Source organism: Paenibacillus sp. V4I5 (assembly GCF_030817255.1).
Classification (GTDB): Bacteria; Bacillota; Bacilli; order Paenibacillales; family NBRC-103111; genus Paenibacillus_E.
Genome location: NZ_JAUSZB010000002.1, coordinates 1,234,742 through 1,254,561 on the forward strand (window position 1 = coordinate 1,234,742; position 19,820 = coordinate 1,254,561).

General features: G+C 44.4%; 17 protein-coding genes and 1 pseudogene. 3 read left to right on the forward strand and 15 right to left on the reverse strand.

The annotated features are described in order from the left end of the window. Positions 1-14: 14 nt before the first annotated feature. From QFZ78_RS07755 to QFZ78_RS07825, 15 genes and pseudogenes are all read right to left on the reverse strand, one after another. Complete coding sequence (locus QFZ78_RS07755; RefSeq protein ID WP_307546438.1) at positions 15-1,040, reverse strand: glycoside hydrolase family 88/105 protein; 1,026 nt, start codon at positions 1,038-1,040, stop codon at positions 15-17. A 15-nt stretch (positions 1,041-1,055) separates the two neighbouring features. Further along, the gene (locus QFZ78_RS07760) at positions 1,056-2,810 is read right to left on the reverse strand and encodes a hypothetical protein (protein ID WP_307546439.1); all 1,755 of its coding nucleotides are present in this window, start codon (positions 2,808-2,810) and stop codon (positions 1,056-1,058) included. Positions 2,811-2,836: 26 nt separating this feature from the next. Continuing rightward, the gene (locus tag QFZ78_RS07765) at positions 2,837-4,480 is read right to left on the reverse strand and encodes an extracellular solute-binding protein (RefSeq protein WP_307546440.1); all 1,644 of its coding nucleotides are present in this window, start codon (positions 4,478-4,480) and stop codon (positions 2,837-2,839) included. 69 nt (positions 4,481-4,549) lie between these two features. Continuing rightward, a complete protein-coding gene (locus QFZ78_RS07770) occupies positions 4,550-5,425 on the reverse strand; it encodes a carbohydrate ABC transporter permease (protein WP_307546441.1) in 876 nt (291 codons plus the stop codon). Between the two features lie 24 nt (positions 5,426-5,449). Then, on the reverse strand, positions 5,450-6,385 hold the full coding sequence (locus QFZ78_RS07775; RefSeq protein ID WP_373461107.1) for an ABC transporter permease: 936 nt from the start codon (positions 6,383-6,385) through the stop codon (positions 5,450-5,452). 367 nt (positions 6,386-6,752) lie between these two features. Further along, positions 6,753-8,990: a helix-turn-helix domain-containing protein gene (locus QFZ78_RS07780; RefSeq protein WP_307546442.1), complete on the reverse strand. Its 2,238-nt coding sequence runs from the start codon at positions 8,988-8,990 to the stop codon at positions 6,753-6,755. Between the two features lie 179 nt (positions 8,991-9,169). Beyond that, positions 9,170-10,120: an alpha/beta fold hydrolase gene (locus QFZ78_RS07785; protein WP_307546443.1), complete on the reverse strand. Its 951-nt coding sequence runs from the start codon at positions 10,118-10,120 to the stop codon at positions 9,170-9,172. A 141-nt stretch (positions 10,121-10,261) separates the two neighbouring features. Next, complete coding sequence (locus QFZ78_RS07790; RefSeq protein WP_057302418.1) at positions 10,262-10,471, reverse strand: YezD family protein; 210 nt, start codon at positions 10,469-10,471, stop codon at positions 10,262-10,264. A 19-nt stretch (positions 10,472-10,490) separates the two neighbouring features. Next, positions 10,491-11,321, reverse strand: coding sequence for an alpha/beta hydrolase family protein (locus QFZ78_RS07795; RefSeq protein WP_307546444.1), 831 nt, complete (start codon positions 11,319-11,321; stop codon positions 10,491-10,493). Between the two features lie 217 nt (positions 11,322-11,538). Further along, positions 11,539-11,958, reverse strand: coding sequence for a DUF4395 domain-containing protein (locus QFZ78_RS07800; protein ID WP_307546445.1), 420 nt, complete (start codon positions 11,956-11,958; stop codon positions 11,539-11,541). A gap of 22 nt (positions 11,959-11,980) precedes the next feature. Continuing rightward, positions 11,981-13,000 carry an ABC transporter substrate-binding protein gene (locus tag QFZ78_RS07805; RefSeq protein WP_307546446.1) on the reverse strand — a complete coding sequence of 340 codons (1,020 nt, stop codon included), beginning with the start codon at positions 12,998-13,000 and terminating at the stop codon, positions 11,981-11,983. Positions 13,001-13,047: 47 nt separating this feature from the next. Then, positions 13,048-13,386: a 4Fe-4S binding protein gene (locus QFZ78_RS07810; RefSeq protein WP_307546447.1), complete on the reverse strand. Its 339-nt coding sequence runs from the start codon at positions 13,384-13,386 to the stop codon at positions 13,048-13,050. Further along, a pseudogene (locus QFZ78_RS07815) lies at positions 13,386-14,997 on the reverse strand (FAD-dependent oxidoreductase). Before QFZ78_RS07815 ends, QFZ78_RS07810 begins: the two are co-directional and overlap by 1 nt. 35 nt (positions 14,998-15,032) lie before the next feature. Continuing rightward, the gene (locus QFZ78_RS07820; protein WP_307546448.1) at positions 15,033-15,803 is read right to left on the reverse strand and encodes an ATP-binding cassette domain-containing protein; all 771 of its coding nucleotides are present in this window, start codon (positions 15,801-15,803) and stop codon (positions 15,033-15,035) included. A 16-nt stretch (positions 15,804-15,819) separates the two neighbouring features. Then, complete coding sequence (locus QFZ78_RS07825; protein ID WP_307546449.1) at positions 15,820-16,611, reverse strand: ABC transporter permease subunit; 792 nt, start codon at positions 16,609-16,611, stop codon at positions 15,820-15,822. Between the two features lie 499 nt (positions 16,612-17,110). On the opposite strand from QFZ78_RS07825, the gene cysT reads away from it, so the two are divergent. From cysT to QFZ78_RS07840, 3 genes are read left to right on the forward strand one after another with little or no spacing between them, the layout of a single operon-like run. Next, positions 17,111-17,917: a sulfate ABC transporter permease subunit CysT gene (gene cysT, locus QFZ78_RS07830; RefSeq protein ID WP_307546450.1), complete on the forward strand. Its 807-nt coding sequence runs from the start codon at positions 17,111-17,113 to the stop codon at positions 17,915-17,917. After that, on the forward strand, positions 17,914-18,720 hold the full coding sequence (locus tag QFZ78_RS07835) for a sulfate ABC transporter permease subunit (protein WP_307546451.1): 807 nt from the start codon (positions 17,914-17,916) through the stop codon (positions 18,718-18,720). Before cysT ends, QFZ78_RS07835 begins: the two co-directional genes overlap by 4 nt. Positions 18,721-18,734: 14 nt before the next feature. Beyond that, positions 18,735-19,820, forward strand: coding sequence for an ABC transporter ATP-binding protein (locus tag QFZ78_RS07840; RefSeq protein WP_307546452.1), 1,086 nt, complete (start codon positions 18,735-18,737; stop codon positions 19,818-19,820).

A 19,820-nucleotide genomic window follows, 5' to 3' on the forward strand; every position in this document is an offset into this window, starting at 1 on the left:
ACCCCCTTCATGAGTTAAGTTGTTTCATGCGCCTCTTGGCACAGCATCAACAATGTAATTCCTTGACCCCATGGCATGATAGACTGTCGGGGAATCGTGTTATACTCCTGTATACTATTTTGAATACCCGTTCCAGCCGAAACATCCAGCACCGTACCCTCTTCCGTAATATGCCGAAGTACAGCCTCATACCCTTTCTCCGCACAGAGCAAGTATTTTTTATCCAAATAGCCCAAACGCACATTTTTAGATATGCCGTAGACAAAGCCCGCCGTGGCAGAGGTTTCCTCATAGGAGGAGGCATCACTTAAAATGGTAGGCCACATACCATTTTCCTTTTGAACTGCCGCCAGTGCCTCAACTTGAAGATGGATTCTATCAAAAAACCATCTCTTCTCCTTTTCATAACCTATCAATGTTGCGAATATTTCCGGTATGCTGATCGTTACCCAGCTGTTTCCTCTAGCCCAGAGACAGCCGCTAAGATGATGATTACCCGCCAGACTGTAGCCATGGTAAAGCAATCCATCTCCCTCCTTTTGAAGGAATTCGATATGAAGCCTTGCCTGCAGCAGCCCTTCTTCAATATAAGCTGAGTTATTCAACATCTGTCCCAATTCCGTTAAGAACACACCAGCCATAAATACGGTATCTACCCACATTTCTCCGGCAAACTTATCGTTAATGACCGTATGCTCAAGAGCCCCGTTTGATAAACGTGGAGCTTCCTTCATGATCCAACTGGCAAACTTTTCAGCAAAAGCAAGGTAATGAGGTTCTCCCGTTTCTCGATAGAGCAGCAAAACCGAGAGCAACGGCGCTGTGGTATTGATGTTATAAGAAATCTTCTGGCTTTTCGCCAAGTTAGCGTCGATAAACGTTTTGATGAAGTTATAAATCTCCTGGTTTCCGGTTGTCTCATACACTTTCCGCAATCCGTACAAAGCGACGCCTGCCCCCCAGTCCCAATCGCCTTTCTTGTCTACATTAAAATCCATCTGCATGGTTGCTCGTGCTACTTTTTCCATAATTCCATTCACTTTTCACACCTCCGGTTACTCTTGCCTGTCTGTTATCTGATTAAAATCGTAGGTTGATTTTTTTTCGTTAGACCTTACTTCAATAATTCCACTGTTAAAAGCTGAAAACATATAGGGCCCGTTATAGGTAGGATAAGGAAAGGTCACCTTTTCTCCATTTACGGTTCGCTTAGATTTGTCCATCGATAGTTCCCCCACCGAGGATGAGCGATACGATAACTGCATATTTACAGGATCGAAAACAACACGGTTCTGCAAAATCGTCCTGCGAAACGTTGCAAAATCCGGAATGCTCATGTCATCGCCTACTTCGCAAATGACCGCATTGCACCTACCCTGACTTCTAATTTCCCTTCTTGCGTACTCTCCATCTTCTGTCCAGTCATACCCATTGTGGATAAATAAGGAGATATAAACCTCGGACTTTCGTAGAAAAAGGTAATTCCCTTCTTCCTCAACTTCATCAAAGGCAACCCTTGGAACATGGACATGAATCCAATGCAGCTCTTGCCCCTGGGGAATCTGATACATGGTCAATACCACATTTTTTTCGCCAAAAAAGTGCCCGCAACCGCAACCCAAATCTCCCGTCCAGTAGCCATGTTCGCTTCCCTCTGTGCCTTGATGCCCAGGATGATGACTGAATATTTTCAAAGTGGTGTCCTCTACAAGGCTCAGATCCCATTGGTGCTGCTGATGATGGGCATACCAGCCCGCTTCACTTCCTAGACGGTATGAATCTTGGAAATTCACGGCTCCTATGATATACCGGGGAGTGAAATACGTATACTTATTGATACTTCCTTCCTCCTGCGGCAGCTTTTTGTGAGGCGTTTCACAAGTTATGCAATGTAAGTGCTTGCTTTCCTGGTGAACATAGGGCTGCGTTCGCCCTAGTGCAATCTCGTAAATCTGCTTACGGGGCCGATAGCCCGAACAAATGGCAGCAATGAGGCAGGGACCCTGGATTTCCCCCCGATAGCCATGCCCGAAATACAGATAGTATAGAGGAAAGGTACCGCTTCGGGCATGATCCAACGCTACTTGAGCATAGATGCGGCCATGGGCCCCTCCGTATAAACCGTCGAGGCTATCGCATACCATGTCCAGCAGCAGCAAATCCAGCATCATCTCTGCAAGCTTAACCAGTTCCAAATCGGAGGCAAAATCATAAAGACACAGCAGACACTCCATGACCTCAGGCATATAGCTGGATGAATCAAACTCTGCCCATCCCCGCTTGGCACGAAAAACAAGGTATTCCCGGAGAAGTTTTCCTTCCTCCTCCAGAAGTTCCCCTCCTTTCTTACCATATGCCTTGAAGCACTCTTGCGGATATTTCTGAGCAGCCAGATATCGGGAAGTATGAAAAAGCAGCATGTGGTTTTCTGACTTGTATTTGCTTTCAAAATTATGACTCATATAGAAGTTTCGTATGGTGCTAATAGTCGCCACCTGCAAAAGTCCAGTATCCTCAAATTGGTAAAGAGCGCGTATAAGCTTTATGGCGGCAAAATCCGATTCTCCTTGCGGATCCCTGCCGTAAGGATGGGGATGCTCAAACCACTCAGCCGATCTCACCAAACTCTGATTACTTGCCTCCACATACATGGCTTTACTTAGGTTTGCAATGGCCATACCCCCATATAAATCCTTGGACAAATCCTTCTGAATTTGCTTATCGAGCAAATAGGCGCTTCTTTCTTCGAAGCTAATCATGGCCTTGCTTGCCAGAGATTCTGCATCGTCGGACAATGGTATGAAATCCATTTCTATCTCACCTAATTCGTCAATTTTCATTTTTTAGCAAGGAATTGGTAAATATCCTTCGTCAGGAATGCATTCTTTTTATTTTGCTCATACCACTTCGCATACCAATCCAGCGTCTGATTTTGTCCAATCTTCTGCTTCAAGCTCTTAAGGTCGTTCATCGCTTGATCAACCGAATAACCGTTTCCACTAACTACTGTCTTAGCAATAAGATCCTTGCTTTGTTGGATCCAATCGTTATTGATTTTCAACAAATCAGCCGGAAGCGTAGGCATATGCTCATTATGTGTTAACGTGTACAGCGGAACTGCTGGATTCTCGTACAGGTCACGTGTTGCATTTCTGATTTTGCTCCATTCCTCAGCGTTAGGAATATCCTTGTTAATAACAGGAATGTTGCATACCTCTTTGGAATCAATGGTTGTCGCTGACATATACAAATCGGTATTATAGCCTATTTCAATTTTACGTAAATCAGGATTAATCGCTCTCGGACATCCGAGCTCATCATTTTTCCAATGTACGTTTTCCGTGCCGAATTTGAGCATTTTCCATGTTGTTTCAGCTAGCATGAAATCAATCGTTTTCATTGCGGCGGCTGGATCCTTCGAGCCCGCATAAACCACTGTTGTCATCTGAAGCGGATTTAACATTCTGATCGTGTATTGCCCAAACTCTGTTTTAGGCATCAGCATAGGTGAGATCGTTGCATCACGATTTGTGCTGCGGAGCGTCGTTAAAAAATCAACGTTAGCGTTGTCAGCCACATAGATTCCGAGCTTGCCCGACAAAAAGTCTTTCTTCGCCTTCTCACCGTTCTTGTCCGTCAAATAATCACGATCAACAACGCCTTCGTCGAACTGTCGTTTCTTGAAGGATACAGCCGCTTTCATCCTCGCTTCCTCTTCGATCAGCTTATCATCTTTAATAAACATCGAATTGCCATGCATGGCATCAATGGCCTCATCCCCTAAATACGCGAGTGAATAGCCGTAGGTGTCCTTCTTCCCATTGCCGTCCGGGTCTTGTTCGGTGAACGCTTTCGCAACTTTTAACAGATCTTCCGGCGTCTGCGGTATTGGCAGTGAGAGCTTTTTTAGCCAGTCGGTACGGATGAATACGGCTATTTGTACGGTGCTAGGGATAACTCGCCCGATTTCGTACAATTTGCCGTCTGGCTTTGTTCCGATCTTGCGCATAATGGGATACTTTTCCAGCATCTTGGTGTAGTTTGGCGCGTATTGTTTGACCAAATCATCCAGCGGCAGCAGCTGCTTCTGGGTATAGAGTTGATCCCGATAGCCCGTATCAAATTCATTGATTACGTCAGGAGCTTCTCCGGAAGCAAACAACGTATTAAACTTCTGCTTCGATTCAAATCTCGGAACGGCGACAAATTCGACATCCGCTGGCCCGTTTTCGTTAATCCATTTCGTCCAGCGATTGTTCGTAATCGATCCTTCCGCCGCCGGCGTGTTACCACGATCGTAGAGGGACATTTTGATCTTGCCTCGCTTCTCTGGTGTTGATGACGATGTTCCCGATTTTGCTGGTGATACTGAGGTTCCACTACCCTCTTCTTTTGATTTACTGCAAGCCGCAAGTACCGTCCCTGCTGCCAACAAAGTCACCACTGCCATTAACGTACTTTTCTTCATTTTGTCTTCCATTTCTTTCATCCCCTTTACAAATTCATTGACTGCTATCGAATCCGTTCGGTCGTGTCGTCATCTTTCGGTTTATCCTTTAATGGCTCCAAGCATCACGCCTTTCACAAAATACTTTTGCAGAATCGGATATACGATCAGCATGGGTAGTGTCATGATCACAATGCCACCGGCTTTCACAGCCTCAGGCGACATATTCTCCAAATCTTCCGGCTGCAAGGCGATCGTCTGAATCAGCATGCTCTGACTTTGCACCATTTGCTGAACGAATACGGTCAAATTCATCTTCTCCGCATCATTGATGAATATGAGGACGCTTATAAAGGAGTTCCAGTAACCAACAGCTAAAAATAGACAAACCGTCGCGATAACAGGTAAGGATAAAGGCAGAAATATTTGTACAAGAAGCCGCCACTCCCCACAGCCGTCGATGCGTGCAGACTCCTCGATCTCTGCTGGAATGCCTTCGAAATAGGTACGCATGAGCAGCAAATTATAGGCGCCAACCAACCCTGGGAGCCATAGGGACCAGTAGGTATTGATGAGCCCAAGACTTTTCATCAGAAGAAAGAAGGGAATCAGCCCACCACTGAACATCATCGTAAACACCATGGCCAGAGTAATAAATTTGCGCCCATAGCAGTAATTACGGGACAACGCATAAGCGGCAAGAGTCGTGCAGAGCAAGCTTAACCCCGTTCCAACAATTGTAATGTACAAGCTATTCAGAAAAGATGGAATGACTCTTGATCCGATAAATAGGGTTTTATACGCTTCCAAATTGAAATGAATCGGCCAAAGCCAGACGAACCCGGAATCGATGGCCGCTGAGTCGCTGAACGATACAGCGATAATATTAAGCAGTGGAATGAGGCAGCTGACGGCAGCCAGCAGCAGAATAGTATGAACCGTAGCATTAAACCATTTTCCAGCGTAATTTTCTCTCACGTTTTCACTTCCTTTCAAGTCCGATTACCATAGGCTCTGGTTGAATTTACGGGCAATACGATTTGCAGTTAACACAAGTGTGAAGCCTACTAATGATTCGAATAACCCCATTGCAGCGGGAACGCCGAATTCGCCTCCCTGAATTCCCGTCTTGAACGTGTACGTGCTGATGACTTCCGAAATATCGGCGACTACCCGATTCTGCATCACATAGATGTGGTCGAAACCAACCTCCATGACGCGTCCTACACCAAGGATCAGCATCAAAATGATCGTGGGTCGAATGCCAGGAAGCGACACATGCCACATCTGACGCCATTTGCCAGCGCCGTCCATTGCAGTCGACTCGTACAAGCTCGGATCGATCGTCGTAAGCGCCGCTAAATAAATGATCGCCGAAAAGCCAGCTTCTTTCCAAATGCCTGCACTCAAAAACACGGCAATCCATGAGAACGGTTGATAAAGGAAGGCATACCTTTCACCGCCAAGCTTTTCCAGTATGTCGTTCACCATCCCGGAATCCTGAGAAAACAAGGTGATAAAGATGCCGCCGACAATAACCCAGGAAAGGAAATGGGGCAAATACAACAGTGTTTGCACGATTTTCTTGAACCACATTTTCCGAACCTCGTTCAGCAGTAAAGCAACTACTATCGGAAATGGAAACCCAATAAAGCTTAATAAGCTCAGCATGAACGTATTGCGAATGATCTTCCATCCTTGTGGATTGTTAAACAAATAATCAAAATGCTTTAAACCAACCCATGGACTCCCCCAGATCCCATCCCAAAAGTTATAATCCTTGAATGCAAGGACGATCCCGCCCATCGGCGCATACTTGAATAGGAGAAAACAAATAATGGCTGGAGTGAGCATGATATACAGCGGAATATTTCGCTTCAGATACTTGCTTTCCCGCTTCTTCGTATCTCTGGATCGAACCGTTTTTTTCATTTCCATAGCTGTGTGCTGCGAAGAAACTTGCATGTGACTTTACCTCCTATGTCGCCCTGCCGAGCGTGTATCGCATGGTTTGTGATCGTTGCTATCCGCTCACAACTCAACACTACATGGAATTCCCTTAGCTCGGCAATTCACACATTTAGATGTGATGCACAACTTCAATAATCCGCAGCAGATAGGGGTTTAAAAGGTATGCAGCCACGCTTGGTGGTATCACATGCACAGTTTTCACACAAGACTCCGTATCTACAATTCACTTGGATATTGGGGATAAACGGCTTATCAGCCTTCAATAAACAAAAAACGACCCATTCAGGGACTTTGTTAATCTTTCCCTGAATCGATCGTTTTCGATACTTCCTGATTATAATTGTTGAAACTCCTTGCGGTAATCGCCAGGTGTCCGGCCCACGAGTTTCTTAAATACACGAATAAACGAAAAGGTATGTGTATACCCGACCTTCACTGCGATTTCCTGGATCGCAACGGATGTTGTGACCAGCAAATATTTAGCCTGTTCGATTCGTAGGCCAGCCAAATAATCAATGAATTTCTCACCGAATTCTTCTTTAAATAAGCGGCTTAAATAATTCGGTGTCAACTTAAATTTCTCACTCAGCATGACGAGCGAGAAATCTGGATTGTTATACTCGTTTTCGATATACACTTTCACTTGGTCAATCAGATCGTGCTGGCTTCGCTGTTCACGAAGGATATCCAACCTCTGGGAGGCATCCTCCAGAATATCATGCAGTTCTTTCTCCAATTCATCTACCGTGTCGAAGGCCGCAATCCATTCGTTAATTGGATTCATGGCATACTCTCGCCAACATTCCAGATATTCTACAGACAACCCTGACATTTCCTTATAGAAGTGAAACAATAAATAATTCATTAGATTAACAACTTGTTCCCGTGAACAAAGCTGTATGCGAATTTCCGTAAACAAGGCGCTATAATGGCGTTCCCATTCCACTTCGCCGATCCTGTAAAAATGGACCAGTTCACGAATATAAGGAAGAGATCGGAATATTTCTTCGCCCGACTTATTAGTGATATCCTTGAATTCAATGACGCTGCTGACTCCGAAGGTAGTCTTATAGCTGAGTGCTTCTAAAGCTTCTTCATAGGAGCTAGATACACTATGAATGCCCGACACTTTCGTTCCAAGTCCACAGGTGACTGTAATCGCCACATTTTTGTAGATCCAATCCACCGTTTTGCGCATGATCTCTAGGAACGGATCATCAGCTCCAGTCACATTCGGCAATTGACAGACTACGCATAACCGATGTTTTTCGATCCATTCTGGACAGATTAGGATCCCCGCATTCTGATTCAGTTCTTGAACGACGTTATCAATGATAAATTTAATCAAATATTGATCCTTATTACTATAAGTGGAGGTAAAATTCGAATACTTGTCGATCTCGAGAATGGCCACAATATATTGATCGTATGTCTCTTGAAATCCGAAACGCGATAACTCCTTTTCCCATCCCTCTTCCAGCTGAAGCTGCGTCCCAGACAGTAATTCTTCGAACAAGTATCTCCGACGGTAGCTGAAATTCTCGTCGTTCTCTAGCCGATACTTGCCAAATTGCTCGAGCAAATGATCAAGGAGATTGTCAATAATTTTGAATTCATCGTGCTTAACTTGTCCTAGTATATGCGGTCTCTGCAGCGGAACGGATGAGAGCCGCTCCAGAAGTGACTGAATCGGCTTGTAGTTCTGCCGACTCGCGTATACGATCCATAGTGCACCCCCGAGAACCGTGATGATACCAATCACAAGCCAGAACGCATTGAGGTTTGACAGAAAGCGAAAAAAGACGCCATCGATGAATCCGCTGCGGATCGTCCAACCTGTGTAGTCCGATTTCATTACGGTAAAATCTTCCCGATCTAGGCTAGCTTCTCCGTCGATCGTGTCATCACCGAGGATATAATCGCCATTGGCATCAAGTAAGTGAAGATAACTGAATTTAGAACTGGACACATTGTTGACAAGTTTAGCGATCGTATGTAATTTTATATTTGCAACAAGAACCCCATCCGTTCCCAACGGCAACGGCATCCGCATGACTAGAGATACGACGGGCGTTATCACTCCGGCGTTGTCGATATACTGGCGACTTATACTCCAGCGATTAGCAGGGGGAGCGGCAATTAGCGTATTCAAATATTGGCTGTTGGAGAATTGATCGAGCCCCATCATCGACGTGTCACTTAAGACCATTTGGTCACGAGTGCGATACAAATACACCGAATCGATCTCGCTGAAGCTGTCTCGCAGCAAAATTAGTTTCTTATATACGTCGCGGTCGTTAAGATATCGGTTCTGAGATAACGGAGATGAACTGTAAAAATCGATGACAGATTGGTCATCGAGAAATGTCTGCACGATATATTGTTCGACCGTTCGCAGCTTGGAATCGATATATTGCATGGTATTTTCTGCGTAGATCTCGTTCGCCTTCAGCGCCTGCTTCTTGGACAATTCACTCATAGTGACAAAAAATATCCACAGCAGCACAATAATAACGAGAATGAAAACAGGCAGATAAGCAAATACAAGGCGATTTCTCCACTTCTTCCTCATGTCAACATCCCCTTTATTCGTACAAAGTACAACGTTACGGTTAGACAAGTCAATACTCAATTAGGAGAATCATGCACATTTAGAAGAATGCAGGCTATGATTGAACAAAGAAACCCCCTTCCAACCAAACAGGCAGGAGGGGGAATTGCAGCCTTCTATCTTTTATTCACTTCGTTATTTTAACCCCTAGATGCAGCCTGCTCATTCAGCCATGCTGCAATGTCATCCATGACTTCAGCTCTATTCACTTCATTCAACATTTCATGTCTGCCGCGGGGATAAAGCTTGCTGCTAACGTTCTTAAGCCCAAGTTCCTCGTACATGCTAAGCAGCTTGCGTACCCCTTTACCACCACCAACCGGATCATCTTCACCTGCGAATACGTAAATAGGCAAATCTTTACGGATTTGGTTGACATGCTTAGCTTGATGAATCTCCTTAAGTCCTCTAAAGAAATCTCTGAAATAACCCGATGTAAACGTAACGCCGCAATAAGGATCGTCTACATACTTATCAACTTCGCTAACATCATTACTCAACCAATCAAATAGCGTTCGGTTCGGTGCGAATCTTTTATTAAAAGCTCCAAATGAAAGTGACGTAACAAGCTTACTCCGGTGATGATCTCCACGAATAGCTGCTTCTGTTGCAGCAATAGCGATTGCTGCTTGTAAAGCTGCACCTTGTTTGCCATTGGAGCCTGACAATATAATTCCTTGAACGTGGTCCGGATGCTTTGTCAGGTACGATACCATGTAGTGCTGCGTTAAGAACGAGCCCATACTATGGCCCATCATAAATAAAGGAATAGGCTTTGGATACTTTTTACGGATCTCACTAGTGATCTGCCCCATATTTTCAACCATGCCATGAAAGCAATCTTTGCCAAATTTACCTACGGCTTCAGGTGTTCCTGCTGTTCGTCCATGCCCCAAATGATCGTTTGCAAAGACAGCATAACCTTGGCTTGTTAATAAAGCAGCTAGCCTCTCGTACCTAACAGCCGTCTCGGACATACCATGAGCGATTTGCACAATCGCTTTTATTTCATTGGTCTCATCAGGGAGCCATTCATATACATAGTTATTAATATGGTTAGAGTCTTTCCATATAAAATGCTGCGTCTGCATAAGATCCCTCCATTAACTTTCCATTTCACTCCAAAATGTTACACCTGTTCTTCATCATTATAAAGCTTCTGATTCATGAAAACAGCCCCCTTTCCGAAGAAAGAGGGCTTGTAGACCACTTATATGCTAACCGCTTTTTAACTAACCTTTACTCGTTTGTTTAACTGATTTTACTGCTTGCAATTGGGATTGCGGTTGAGAAGAGGCATCGAATCGTTTTCTTTCTGTTTTATCGATTTGAGCAATTTTACCATCATGAACGACGATTTGAACGGAACCGTATTCCAAGCCGTTTAACATTTGTTTAATTCTATCCACCCAAACATCGTCTAACTCTAGTGGTTTCGCCATTCTATTTCCTCCGCTTCCATTAAATTGTCCAATCGTTCCAATCTTTTTTCTGCTTTTGAATAAAGGTTAACCAGTTCCCTGTTTTCTCAAAAAGTTCTTTCGCAGAACCTGTTGTTGAATAAGTATGATCTGCTTGATAAACAAGCTCGAGTTCGCATTGCCCCTCTGATCGCATCCAGAACATCTTCTGGTATAATGGCGCATAATCGACTGGTATCGTATCGTCTGCAGTACCGTGAATAACGAGGACATCACCGTTAAATTTACGCAGTTGTTCAAACGGTTGATGCTGGGATAAAGAATCAAAAAATTGACTTGTCAATACATAGCCGTGATGATCGATTGCTCCACCAATAGGAAGTTTCTCGTATTCAGACTTGCTTACTATTCTTACAATATCATTGTGTGGATGAGCGACAGCTGACCATAATACGAGTGTTTTTATGCGATTATCTCTCGCTGCTGTTAAAACGGCAGCCGCACCGCCTAAACTATGACCCACCAAGATCACACGACTAAGATCTACACAATGAATCGTGGATGCATAATCAATGACACTTCGCGTTTGTTCAATCAGAACATCCAGTCCGCCAGCGCCATAGTCGCCAGTACTCTCACCACAACCACCGTAATCGAAACGGAGAACCAGGTATCCTTGCGAGCTAAACTCACGAGCTGCTTTCACAAATAGCCGATCCACCCCTATCCGGCTGCCAATAAATCCGTGACAGATGATAATTAGCGGCCAACGTTGACAATCAACTTGCGCAGCTCCTGATTGATTTGTCGGGTAATGTAACGTTGCGGCCAATTCGACGTCGTCGCTTTGAATTGTGATAGCATGCTCCATGATGTTAACTCCCTTTCGCATTTTCATATAATTCCGATAAGTTTAGTGCGGATTAGGTATAAACCAATATTAGCATCACCTACTAGAGGTGTCAATCTATTTTCAACATATTTCCAGCCATTATGATTGGTCCTATTGAGACGTTTTTACCTTTAGTATGTGGATAGAAAAGACTCCCACCTTACTCTAGTGAGAGTCTTTCCATATTTACCTTTCATTAACCGCGTTTCACTCGCCGTCTGAGGATGAACTGCTTATACTGATAATAAATCGTACATCCGATGCAATAGCCCAGCAAGGCTGCACCTGCAGCTAAGAGTAAAAAGCCAGTGAAGATATACCCCACCATACTCCAGCCGATGGCAAAAGAAGCAAGTGATAAGGAAAGAAATAAAACAGCCAAAGCATTGTTAAACCTCGTCAACTCTGCGGCTTGTGTTTCCGTACCGCTTCGAGATAGAAAACGTTTAGACACCGCCACGAACAGATTCCATTTCCCACCACCTACTAGGCCAAGCAACTGAATCACCCAAAGCAAAGCAACTAGCCAAGTCCATTGAAACGCAAATGCTAGTAGGACAAAGACAACGATACCCGTTTGATTGGCCTTTACATAGGAAATTGGAACTTCCTTCACCCTCATCCCCCCTTGGTCAATCCTATTCCGTTAACCAGTCCGTAATAACAAAATCTTTCTTCGCCAATCCTTGCTCCACAAGAAATTTCTTCGTTTCTTCGATTAGCTTCAAACCATCCGGTGTGCTTGATTCTACGGGCCACTGCTCGATCTTGAAGGATGCTTTCACAACGTCTAATGGATAGCCAGAAACTTCGGCATAGAGCTTGAAATACTCCTCACTATTCTCACGAATTTCTTTAACGGCCCTAGTCCGAAGATTGTTCCAGAGCTTAGGAAATTGAGGGTTCTTAGCCAAGTAATCTTCCGTAACCACCGTTAGACTCGAGCCTTGAAGATCCGGATGTTTAGCCGCTTCATCAATGGTAACATATCCTTTTTTCAGAAGTAAAGGACCGAATCCAGTCGGATAGGCGTAGGCTGCAATGTCACCGCGGGATAGAGCAGCTTCGCCATCAGCAGGTAATAAATGCAGGATCTTCACGTCTTTATCAAGCCCTTGCTCCTTAAGCAAGCTAATTAGATATCGGCTCATATAGGAGCCTTGGGAAGTAGCAACCTTTTTACCTTTGAGATCAGCTAACGTCTTAGGTCCGTCTGCTTTAGCTACCAGCCAAGCATTCATATTGAATTGCGTTTGGTTAATCAAACGTGTCTTCAGACCGGCTGCTTTCCCATTAATAGCAGGTGTATCGCCGTAAATCCCAACATCCAGTGTTCCCGCGGTAATCGCCTCGTTCAAGTTAGGACCATTCGGGAAGTTAAAATATTTGAACTCCTTAACGCCGTATTTCTTGAGTTCGCTTTCCAAGTAACCTTTGGATTGCGCCCAGCCTTCCGGTCCTGTAATAGTTTTATTATTATTCGCCGAAATAAAACCGATACGAAGTGTTTCAGGCAGTGTAATTTTTGCTTCTGATGCTGCTGTTATCGTTGCTGGAGCCGTTGTTTTCGTCGATTTTGCACCGCAAGCCGCTAAGAATACTGTAAATAAAGTTAAAATAAGAGCTATACTAAGTAATTTCAGTGATCTCTGTGTCATATGTCTTTGGACCCCCTGATCGTAATGTGGAATAGATAATGAACGAATTAATGCGATGCCCGCATACGTTGGAAAATGATATATGAACCATCTGAGGAGGCTGTTGATTCTCTGCCTTTCCCCCAGCCTATGTTCTCTTTATAACTTCCTAATAAACCTTCTTGAACTAACTCCCCTTCGTCGACAGCTATCGTTTGCTCCGCTACTGGAGAAACATAAAGAGCATCCGTTGGGCAGTATAGCTCGCACATGAAGCAGCTTTGGCAGTCCGATTGTCTGGCGATGATCGGAATATCTCCCGCTACGGATTCGAACACATTCGTTGGGCATACGGATACACACTGATTGCAGCTAATGCAGCGATCCTTACTGAGTAGTTCAATCATTACACAACAGCCTCCTTTTTGACGCTTGAAAAGGACGGTTCAATCAAGGGCTTTGCCCATGTCGTATCCAAACCACCACTAAGGATGCGATATTGCTGGTCTTGATCAACTCGAGGGAAATCCTCTCGGCGATGCATACCACGTGTTTCCGTGCGTTCCAAACCACTGGTGTACATCCATCTAGCTGTTGCCGTCATAGCTGCCGCTTCACGGACTCGAACAACATTTCCATCACTAGCTTGAATGCCCTGCTTCAGCTCATCCCAGAGATGATTCAAGCGCCCCAGCGAATCTTGCAAGCCTTCACCTGTGCGGAACCAATTACGGTCATACGGGAATACTTCGGCTTGAACGGCTTTGATAATTTCTTGCGTATCAGGAGCATCAGATCTTGTCGTTGCTTGTTTGGGTACACCTGTTGCCTCGGACAATCCTTTGGCCTTCCTATTTGAAGCTCCTGCACCCAGTTTCAGTGCATATTTAGCCGAAGCCTCACCTGAGAAATACCCTGAGGACATAGCCCAAGCTGCGTTGTGACTTCCGCCGCCTGTAAATCCACCGCATATCAGCTCTCTTGTCGCTGCATCTCCAGCTGCATAAAGACCAGGCACTTCCGTCGCGCACGTTTCGTCAATGATATGAATACCGCCAGTGCCTCTTACCGTCCCTTCAAACCGCAGGGTGACAGGAAACTTTTGTGTGAACGGATCAATACCTAGACGATCGAATGATAGAAAGAAGTTAGGCTGCGCCTGACGCATCGCTTTTTTGACAATATCATCCGCCTTATCAATTCTGGCGAAAACTTGCTGAGTCAGCAGCGTTCGAGCAATCACTGAACGCCCCTTTTGCGAGCCCGCACCTTCTATCACGTTCCCATTCTTCATAGTAAAATGTTGCCCATGTATAGAAGGCAGACTTCGTTACCGGAGAAAAGGCTGGCGCTAAGGAATACGCGGTGGAGAATTCCATGCCTGATAAGTTAGCTCCCGCTTCAGCAGCTAGCAAGTACCCATCACCTGTCAAAACATTCGTCCCCAGAGCCTTGCTAAGGAAAGCACAACCACCCGTTGCAATCACGACTGAGGTCGCATCCACACGCCATGTATCTTTCGTTTGGTTATTCACCCCAGTTGCCCCAGCTACACCATGCACATCAGCTAGCAGTTCGAGCGCCGGGCTGTGGTCCAGGATACGAACTCCTGCTTTCTGCACTTGCTTACGCATAAGCTTCATGTATTCAGGCCCTTGCAAGCTCTTCCGATGAGAAGTTCCAGTTTCGTCGAGCGGGAATGGATATCCCCAAGCAGCAATTTGGTTCGTATTGGTATACGTTTGGTCTAGAACTTTCTTCATCCAACCGCGATCAGCTAAATAACCGCCAAGCGCCTCTCTGCTCTTCATAGCTTCTTCACGTTCATCCGCATTGGGATTCACGTACCATAAGCCTGTTCCAGATGGTGCCGTAGCACCGCTCGTTCCGCAATACCCTTTATCAACCAGAATAACTTTCGCTCCTTCTTTCGCCGCTGTGATGGCCGCCCATGCGCCAGAAGGTCCCCCACCAATAACTAGTACATCAGCTTGAAGCTGCAAATCAAATTGAGTCATTCCTATGTCCTCCTTTATTTTCGTTCTTCTATTCATTAAATCGAGAATGCATCGGCCGCAATTCTTACCTGCTCATACGATTGCTTCACAAGAAGCCTATCCAAAATGGTCTTCTCATAGTAAGCAAATCCACTATCATGCTCTCTAGGTCGAGAAAGTGAGATCTTTAAATCCAACCCTATTTTCCCATCTTCGATTATGATGACCCTATCAGCTAAAGCTACAGCTTCACTAACATCATGTGTGACCAACAGGACCGTGAATTGCTTCTCTAACCATAGCTGCTCAATAAGCCGCTGCATTTCAATCCGAGTTAAAGCATCCAAAGCGCCTAACGGTTCATCTAAAAGCAGCAGACGTGGATTACCGGCCAGCGCTCTTGCCAAGGCTACCCGCTGCCTTTGACCACCGGAGAGAACGGCAGGCCAATCATCCCGTTTATGTTCAAGCCCAACTTGCTGAAGTGCTTTAAAGGCGATTTCTTTGTCTCCGGATTTAACACCGATCCGCACATTATCGATATTCTTTTTCCATGGCAGCAAACGATGTTCCTGAAACAGTACCCTCGTATCTTCATGAATACCATTGATCGCTTGAGCATCTAATAAGATGGCACCGCTTGAAGCTTCATCGAGTCCTGCAATTAAACGAAGCAATGTACTTTTACCACATCCACTGCGACCCACTATCGCTACAAACTCTCCCTGTTTAATCGATAAATCAATCCCAGATAACACATGTGTTTGACCAAATGCTTTGTTTACATTCCGAATGTGCAGCTGAGTGCCTCCGCTTTTCATGCTCATGACTATTCCCCCTTCTCTAGGCTTTATTCAAGTAGTTGTGATGCCACTTCAGCCACCGATTTTCAAAATACTTGGCAATTAAATCAGATAATTTCCCCAATAAGGCGTACAAAATCACACATAACACTACAACATCCATTTGCATAAACTCTCTGGCATGTGTAGCCATATAACCAATTCCGGAATCCGCAGCAATCGTTTCGGCTACAATTAAACTGAGCCACATGATGCCTAACGAAAATCGGATGCCAAGTAAAATGTTCGCTAATGCCCCTGGTAAGATCACTTTCGCAAATAATGCGAATCCTTTGAGGCCATACACTTTACCCATTTCTACTAAACCTGGATCGACGGATCGAATCCCATGAAACGTATTGAGGTATATAGGGAAAGCAACTCCCAATGAAACGAGGAACAGCTTTGATGTCTCACCGATACCAAACCACATAATAACGAGAGGAATCATCGCTAGGTGGGGAATCGTTCGAACCATTTGGACAGAAGAATCAATGTATCGTTCGGCTATTGGGAATACCCCATTTAGCAAACCAATGACGAATGCAATGCTCCCGCCGATCAGGAACCCCAGAAAAGCCCGCTTCGTGCTCACGGCTACGTATTCGAAAATAGTTCCATCTTTAATTACACCGTATAACGCAGTTAAAACCTCCCAAGGCGTTGGCAGAATGCGCTCAGATAACCAACCGGATAGTCCAAGAACTTGCCAGAGAAGCAAAATGAGGATCGGTATGACCCAAGGCTGCCAAAACTTAGATTCCGTTAATGGTGAAGTGCGATTAGCTAGCATGTGAATCCCTCTTTCTTCTCCTCAAGTAAAGTGGCGTTAGAAAACGGAAAAGACTCCCGATTCATGCCTCAAAATGCTAAGCAAGAATGGGAGTCTCCAGTCATCTGGTCGACTCTTTTATTTAATTTATAATTCACACCTGTTTACTTGGATTTAATATGTTTACTATACTATCACCAGCTTTAGGCTGCGTCAACGATTTTTTCTACATAAAAATAACTATTCCACTAAGAATAGTTATTTTCAGATAACGATTATTCCTTCTGAAATATTCTTTCATTAATAAGCTTGCCTTTTAACATCCGAAAACCAAATGCTAAAACCTTATTTTACTCATGTAAATCATGCAATTTCCTTGTGAATTACTTATTAGAAAAATATTTCATCTTTCTTGCATAAAAATAAGGTTAGGTGTATTGACAAATAAGACCATCCGTTGGTATAGTCAGTTTATTATTCCGAGTAAACGGCTATGATTAATGAAATTAGGTGGTGTAATGTGCGAAATAAAGTATTTAAAGCTACGGTTCGATCTGTGCTTATCGGCTATTTGTTAGTACTTCTTGTCATCCCAATAGGTTCCATCTATTTGAAAGGATTTTCCTTAGGATGGGAACCATTTTGGAAAGAGGTTACAGGTCCATTAGCCTGGAAGTCCATTTTGCTAACTATTAAGCTCAGCATTGTCTCAACTATTATTCAAGCGATTGTTGGTACCATCATTGCTTATGTCCTTGTCCGATATACCTTCCGCGGCAAAAGCATTTTAAACAGCATGGTAGATCTTCCCTTCTCGCTTCCGACATCCGTAGCTGGTTTAATGTTTCTTACTCTATTAGGACCTTCAAGTCCACTAGGTGTCTGGCTCGACCATTTGGGAATTAAGCTGCTTTATAATCAAACTGCTATCGTGATTGGCCTGGTGTTTGTTACCTTTCCTTTTGTTATCCGAACTGTTCAACCCTTACTTGAACAAATCGATCCAGCAGAAGAACAAGCTAGCTTTACACTTGGTGCGGGTAGATTTTACACCTTCTGTAGAATCGTTTTCCCAGCCATCTTCCCAGGTATCATAGCCGGCAGTATGCTCGCCTTTTCTCGATCACTTGCCGAATTTGGAGCCATCTCCCTTATATCAGGCAATTTGCCTGGTAAAACGATGGTGGCATCGGTCTATATATATGGTGAAACACAGAACTTTAATCCCGAAGGCGCAGCAGCTATCTCTCTCGTGCTCCTTACATTGTCCGTCCTTATTCTTTGGATTATCAATGTACTAACACGCGGAAAGGGGCGCATAGCATGAGAAAAGTATTGATCAGTATTTCGTTTTCCGTTATTTTCTTACTTATAATGTTACCTTTTCTTGGTATTACCTTTGGTGCTTTTGAAGAAGGCCCGCAAGCTTTTTTCGACGCTCTCGTACGACCTGAAGCCCTGCATGCCATGAAAATTTCTTTAATTATCGTAGTGATTGTAACCATTCTTAATGCCATAGTCGGCATTTACGTTTCCTTAGAAATTGTCAGAGGTTCTTGGATCTCTCGCTGGTTGAAACCTGTCATCAATGCACTTATTGATCTACCATTTGCTGTATCTCCAATCATTGTTGGTTTAATGGTTATTTTGATCTTTGGTCCAAACACGGCATTTGGCACCTTCATGGAAGATCATAATATGAAAATTGTCTATGCTGTACCCGGCATGGTCTTAGCAACGATGTTCATCACGTTCCCTCTGATGGTGCGTGAAGTGGTGCCTTTACTTGAAGAGATTGGTACACAGTCGGAAGAAGCTTCTGCTACTTTAGGGGCTGGCCCCTGGCGTACATTCATTCAAATCACATGGCCAGGTATTCGCTGGGGCGTGCTATACGGTCTCATCTTAACGATCGCAAGATCACTTGGTGAGTTTGGATCAATCCTAGTCGTGTCTGGCAATATCATTAATCAAACGCAAACAGCTACAACCCTTGTTTATCAAGATGCCGAACAATTCCACCTCGTGGCAGCGAACAGCGTTGCTCTCGTCTTAGGACTCGTATCGATTTCTATTTTATTAGCACTTGAGTGGTTGAAAAGAAGAAGTGAAAAATTGAGAAGCCATTAAGGAGGAGCCCCAGCATGCATATCGAAGTCAAAAACCTAAATAAACATTTCGGGCAGTTTCATGCCATCAAGGACGTTAATTTCAGCATTACGAGAGGTCATCTGGTAGGTTTAATCGGGCCAAGCGGAGGCGGTAAAACGTCCATTCTTCGAATGTTGTCGGGATTAGAAAGTCCCACCTCTGGCGATATTTACTTCGACGGGAAACTGGCGACTCATCTTCCGGTACAAGAAAGAGGAATTGGCTTCGTGTTTCAAAGCTATGCCCTCTTCAAGCATATGACCGTTTTTGAAAATGTGGCCTATGGCTTAAAGGTTCTGAAAAAGCCAAAGGATTTCATTCAAGACCGTGTTACTTACCTTCTAGGTTTGATGGGGCTTGCCGGTAGTGAGCGCAAGTACCCTCATCAACTCTCTGGCGGTCAACGCCAACGGGTTGCTTTCGCAAGAGCATTAGCTCCTGAGCCTCAACTGCTCTTGCTTGATGAACCTTTTGCAGCCATTGATGCTAAAATTCGTAAAGAGCTGCGTGTCTGGCTAAGAAACCTCATCGATGAATTTAAAGTTACAACCCTATTTGTCACACATGATCAGGATGAAGCCATCGAGGTTGCGGACGAAATCATTCTTGTTCAAGGCGGTAAAATTGAGCAGCAAGGAAGTCCTTGGGAGATATACACGAAGCCTGCGTCCTCTTTTGTGGCCTCGTTCATAGGAGAATCCAATATCATTTCGCAATATACCCCACTAATCGGGTTTCCTTACTTAGAAGAATTGCAGAATGATGGCAAATGGCTTCCTGATGTGAACGTATTGATTCGACCAGAATCGATTGAAGTTCGCCCCCATGACGTGTCTCATCTCGCTACAGCCGGGGAAAAAGGCAAAGTCACACATGCTCATTTCCGTGGGGACTCCTGGTATTTGGAGATTGATACAGGAGCTATCAAGCTATTTGCATACCAGTCCGTGAAGGAAAAGATTTACCAACCTGGAGATGAGGTAAATATCCTCATCCATCACATATCCGTATTTACGAAAACGGACAATAAGTTGATTGAGAATCAGGCCAAACAAGATCCGCTGCCTGTTTTTATATAA

What these genes read in the sequence shown, in the direction of transcription:
- QFZ78_RS07780 (WP_307546442.1), bottom strand. Translation starts at nt 8,990, where the DNA reads ATGAGGAAGAAGTGGAGAAATCGCCTTGTATTTGCTTATCTGCCTGTT.
- QFZ78_RS07825 (WP_307546449.1), bottom strand. Translation starts at nt 16,611, where the DNA reads ATGCTAGCTAATCGCACTTCACCATTAACGGAATCTAAGTTTTGGCAG.
- QFZ78_RS07775 (WP_373461107.1), bottom strand. Translation starts at nt 6,385, where the DNA reads ATGGAAATGAAAAAAACGGTTCGATCCAGAGATACGAAGAAGCGGGAA.
- QFZ78_RS07835 (WP_307546451.1), top strand. Translation starts at nt 17,914, where the DNA reads ATGAGAAAAGTATTGATCAGTATTTCGTTTTCCGTTATTTTCTTACTT.
- QFZ78_RS07790 (WP_057302418.1), bottom strand. Translation starts at nt 10,471, where the DNA reads ATGGCGAAACCACTAGAGTTAGACGATGTTTGGGTGGATAGAATTAAA.
- QFZ78_RS07840 (WP_307546452.1), top strand. Translation starts at nt 18,735, where the DNA reads ATGCATATCGAAGTCAAAAACCTAAATAAACATTTCGGGCAGTTTCAT.
- QFZ78_RS07765 (WP_307546440.1), bottom strand. Translation starts at nt 4,480, where the DNA reads ATGGAAGACAAAATGAAGAAAAGTACGTTAATGGCAGTGGTGACTTTG.
- QFZ78_RS07805 (WP_307546446.1), bottom strand. Translation starts at nt 13,000, where the DNA reads ATGACACAGAGATCACTGAAATTACTTAGTATAGCTCTTATTTTAACT.
- QFZ78_RS07785 (WP_307546443.1), bottom strand. Translation starts at nt 10,120, where the DNA reads ATGCAGACGCAGCATTTTATATGGAAAGACTCTAACCATATTAATAAC.
- QFZ78_RS07795 (WP_307546444.1), bottom strand. Translation starts at nt 11,321, where the DNA reads ATGGAGCATGCTATCACAATTCAAAGCGACGACGTCGAATTGGCCGCA.
- QFZ78_RS07760 (WP_307546439.1), bottom strand. Translation starts at nt 2,810, where the DNA reads ATGGATTTCATACCATTGTCCGACGATGCAGAATCTCTGGCAAGCAAG.
- QFZ78_RS07810 (WP_307546447.1), bottom strand. Translation starts at nt 13,386, where the DNA reads ATGATTGAACTACTCAGTAAGGATCGCTGCATTAGCTGCAATCAGTGT.
- QFZ78_RS07820 (WP_307546448.1), bottom strand. Translation starts at nt 15,803, where the DNA reads ATGAGCATGAAAAGCGGAGGCACTCAGCTGCACATTCGGAATGTAAAC.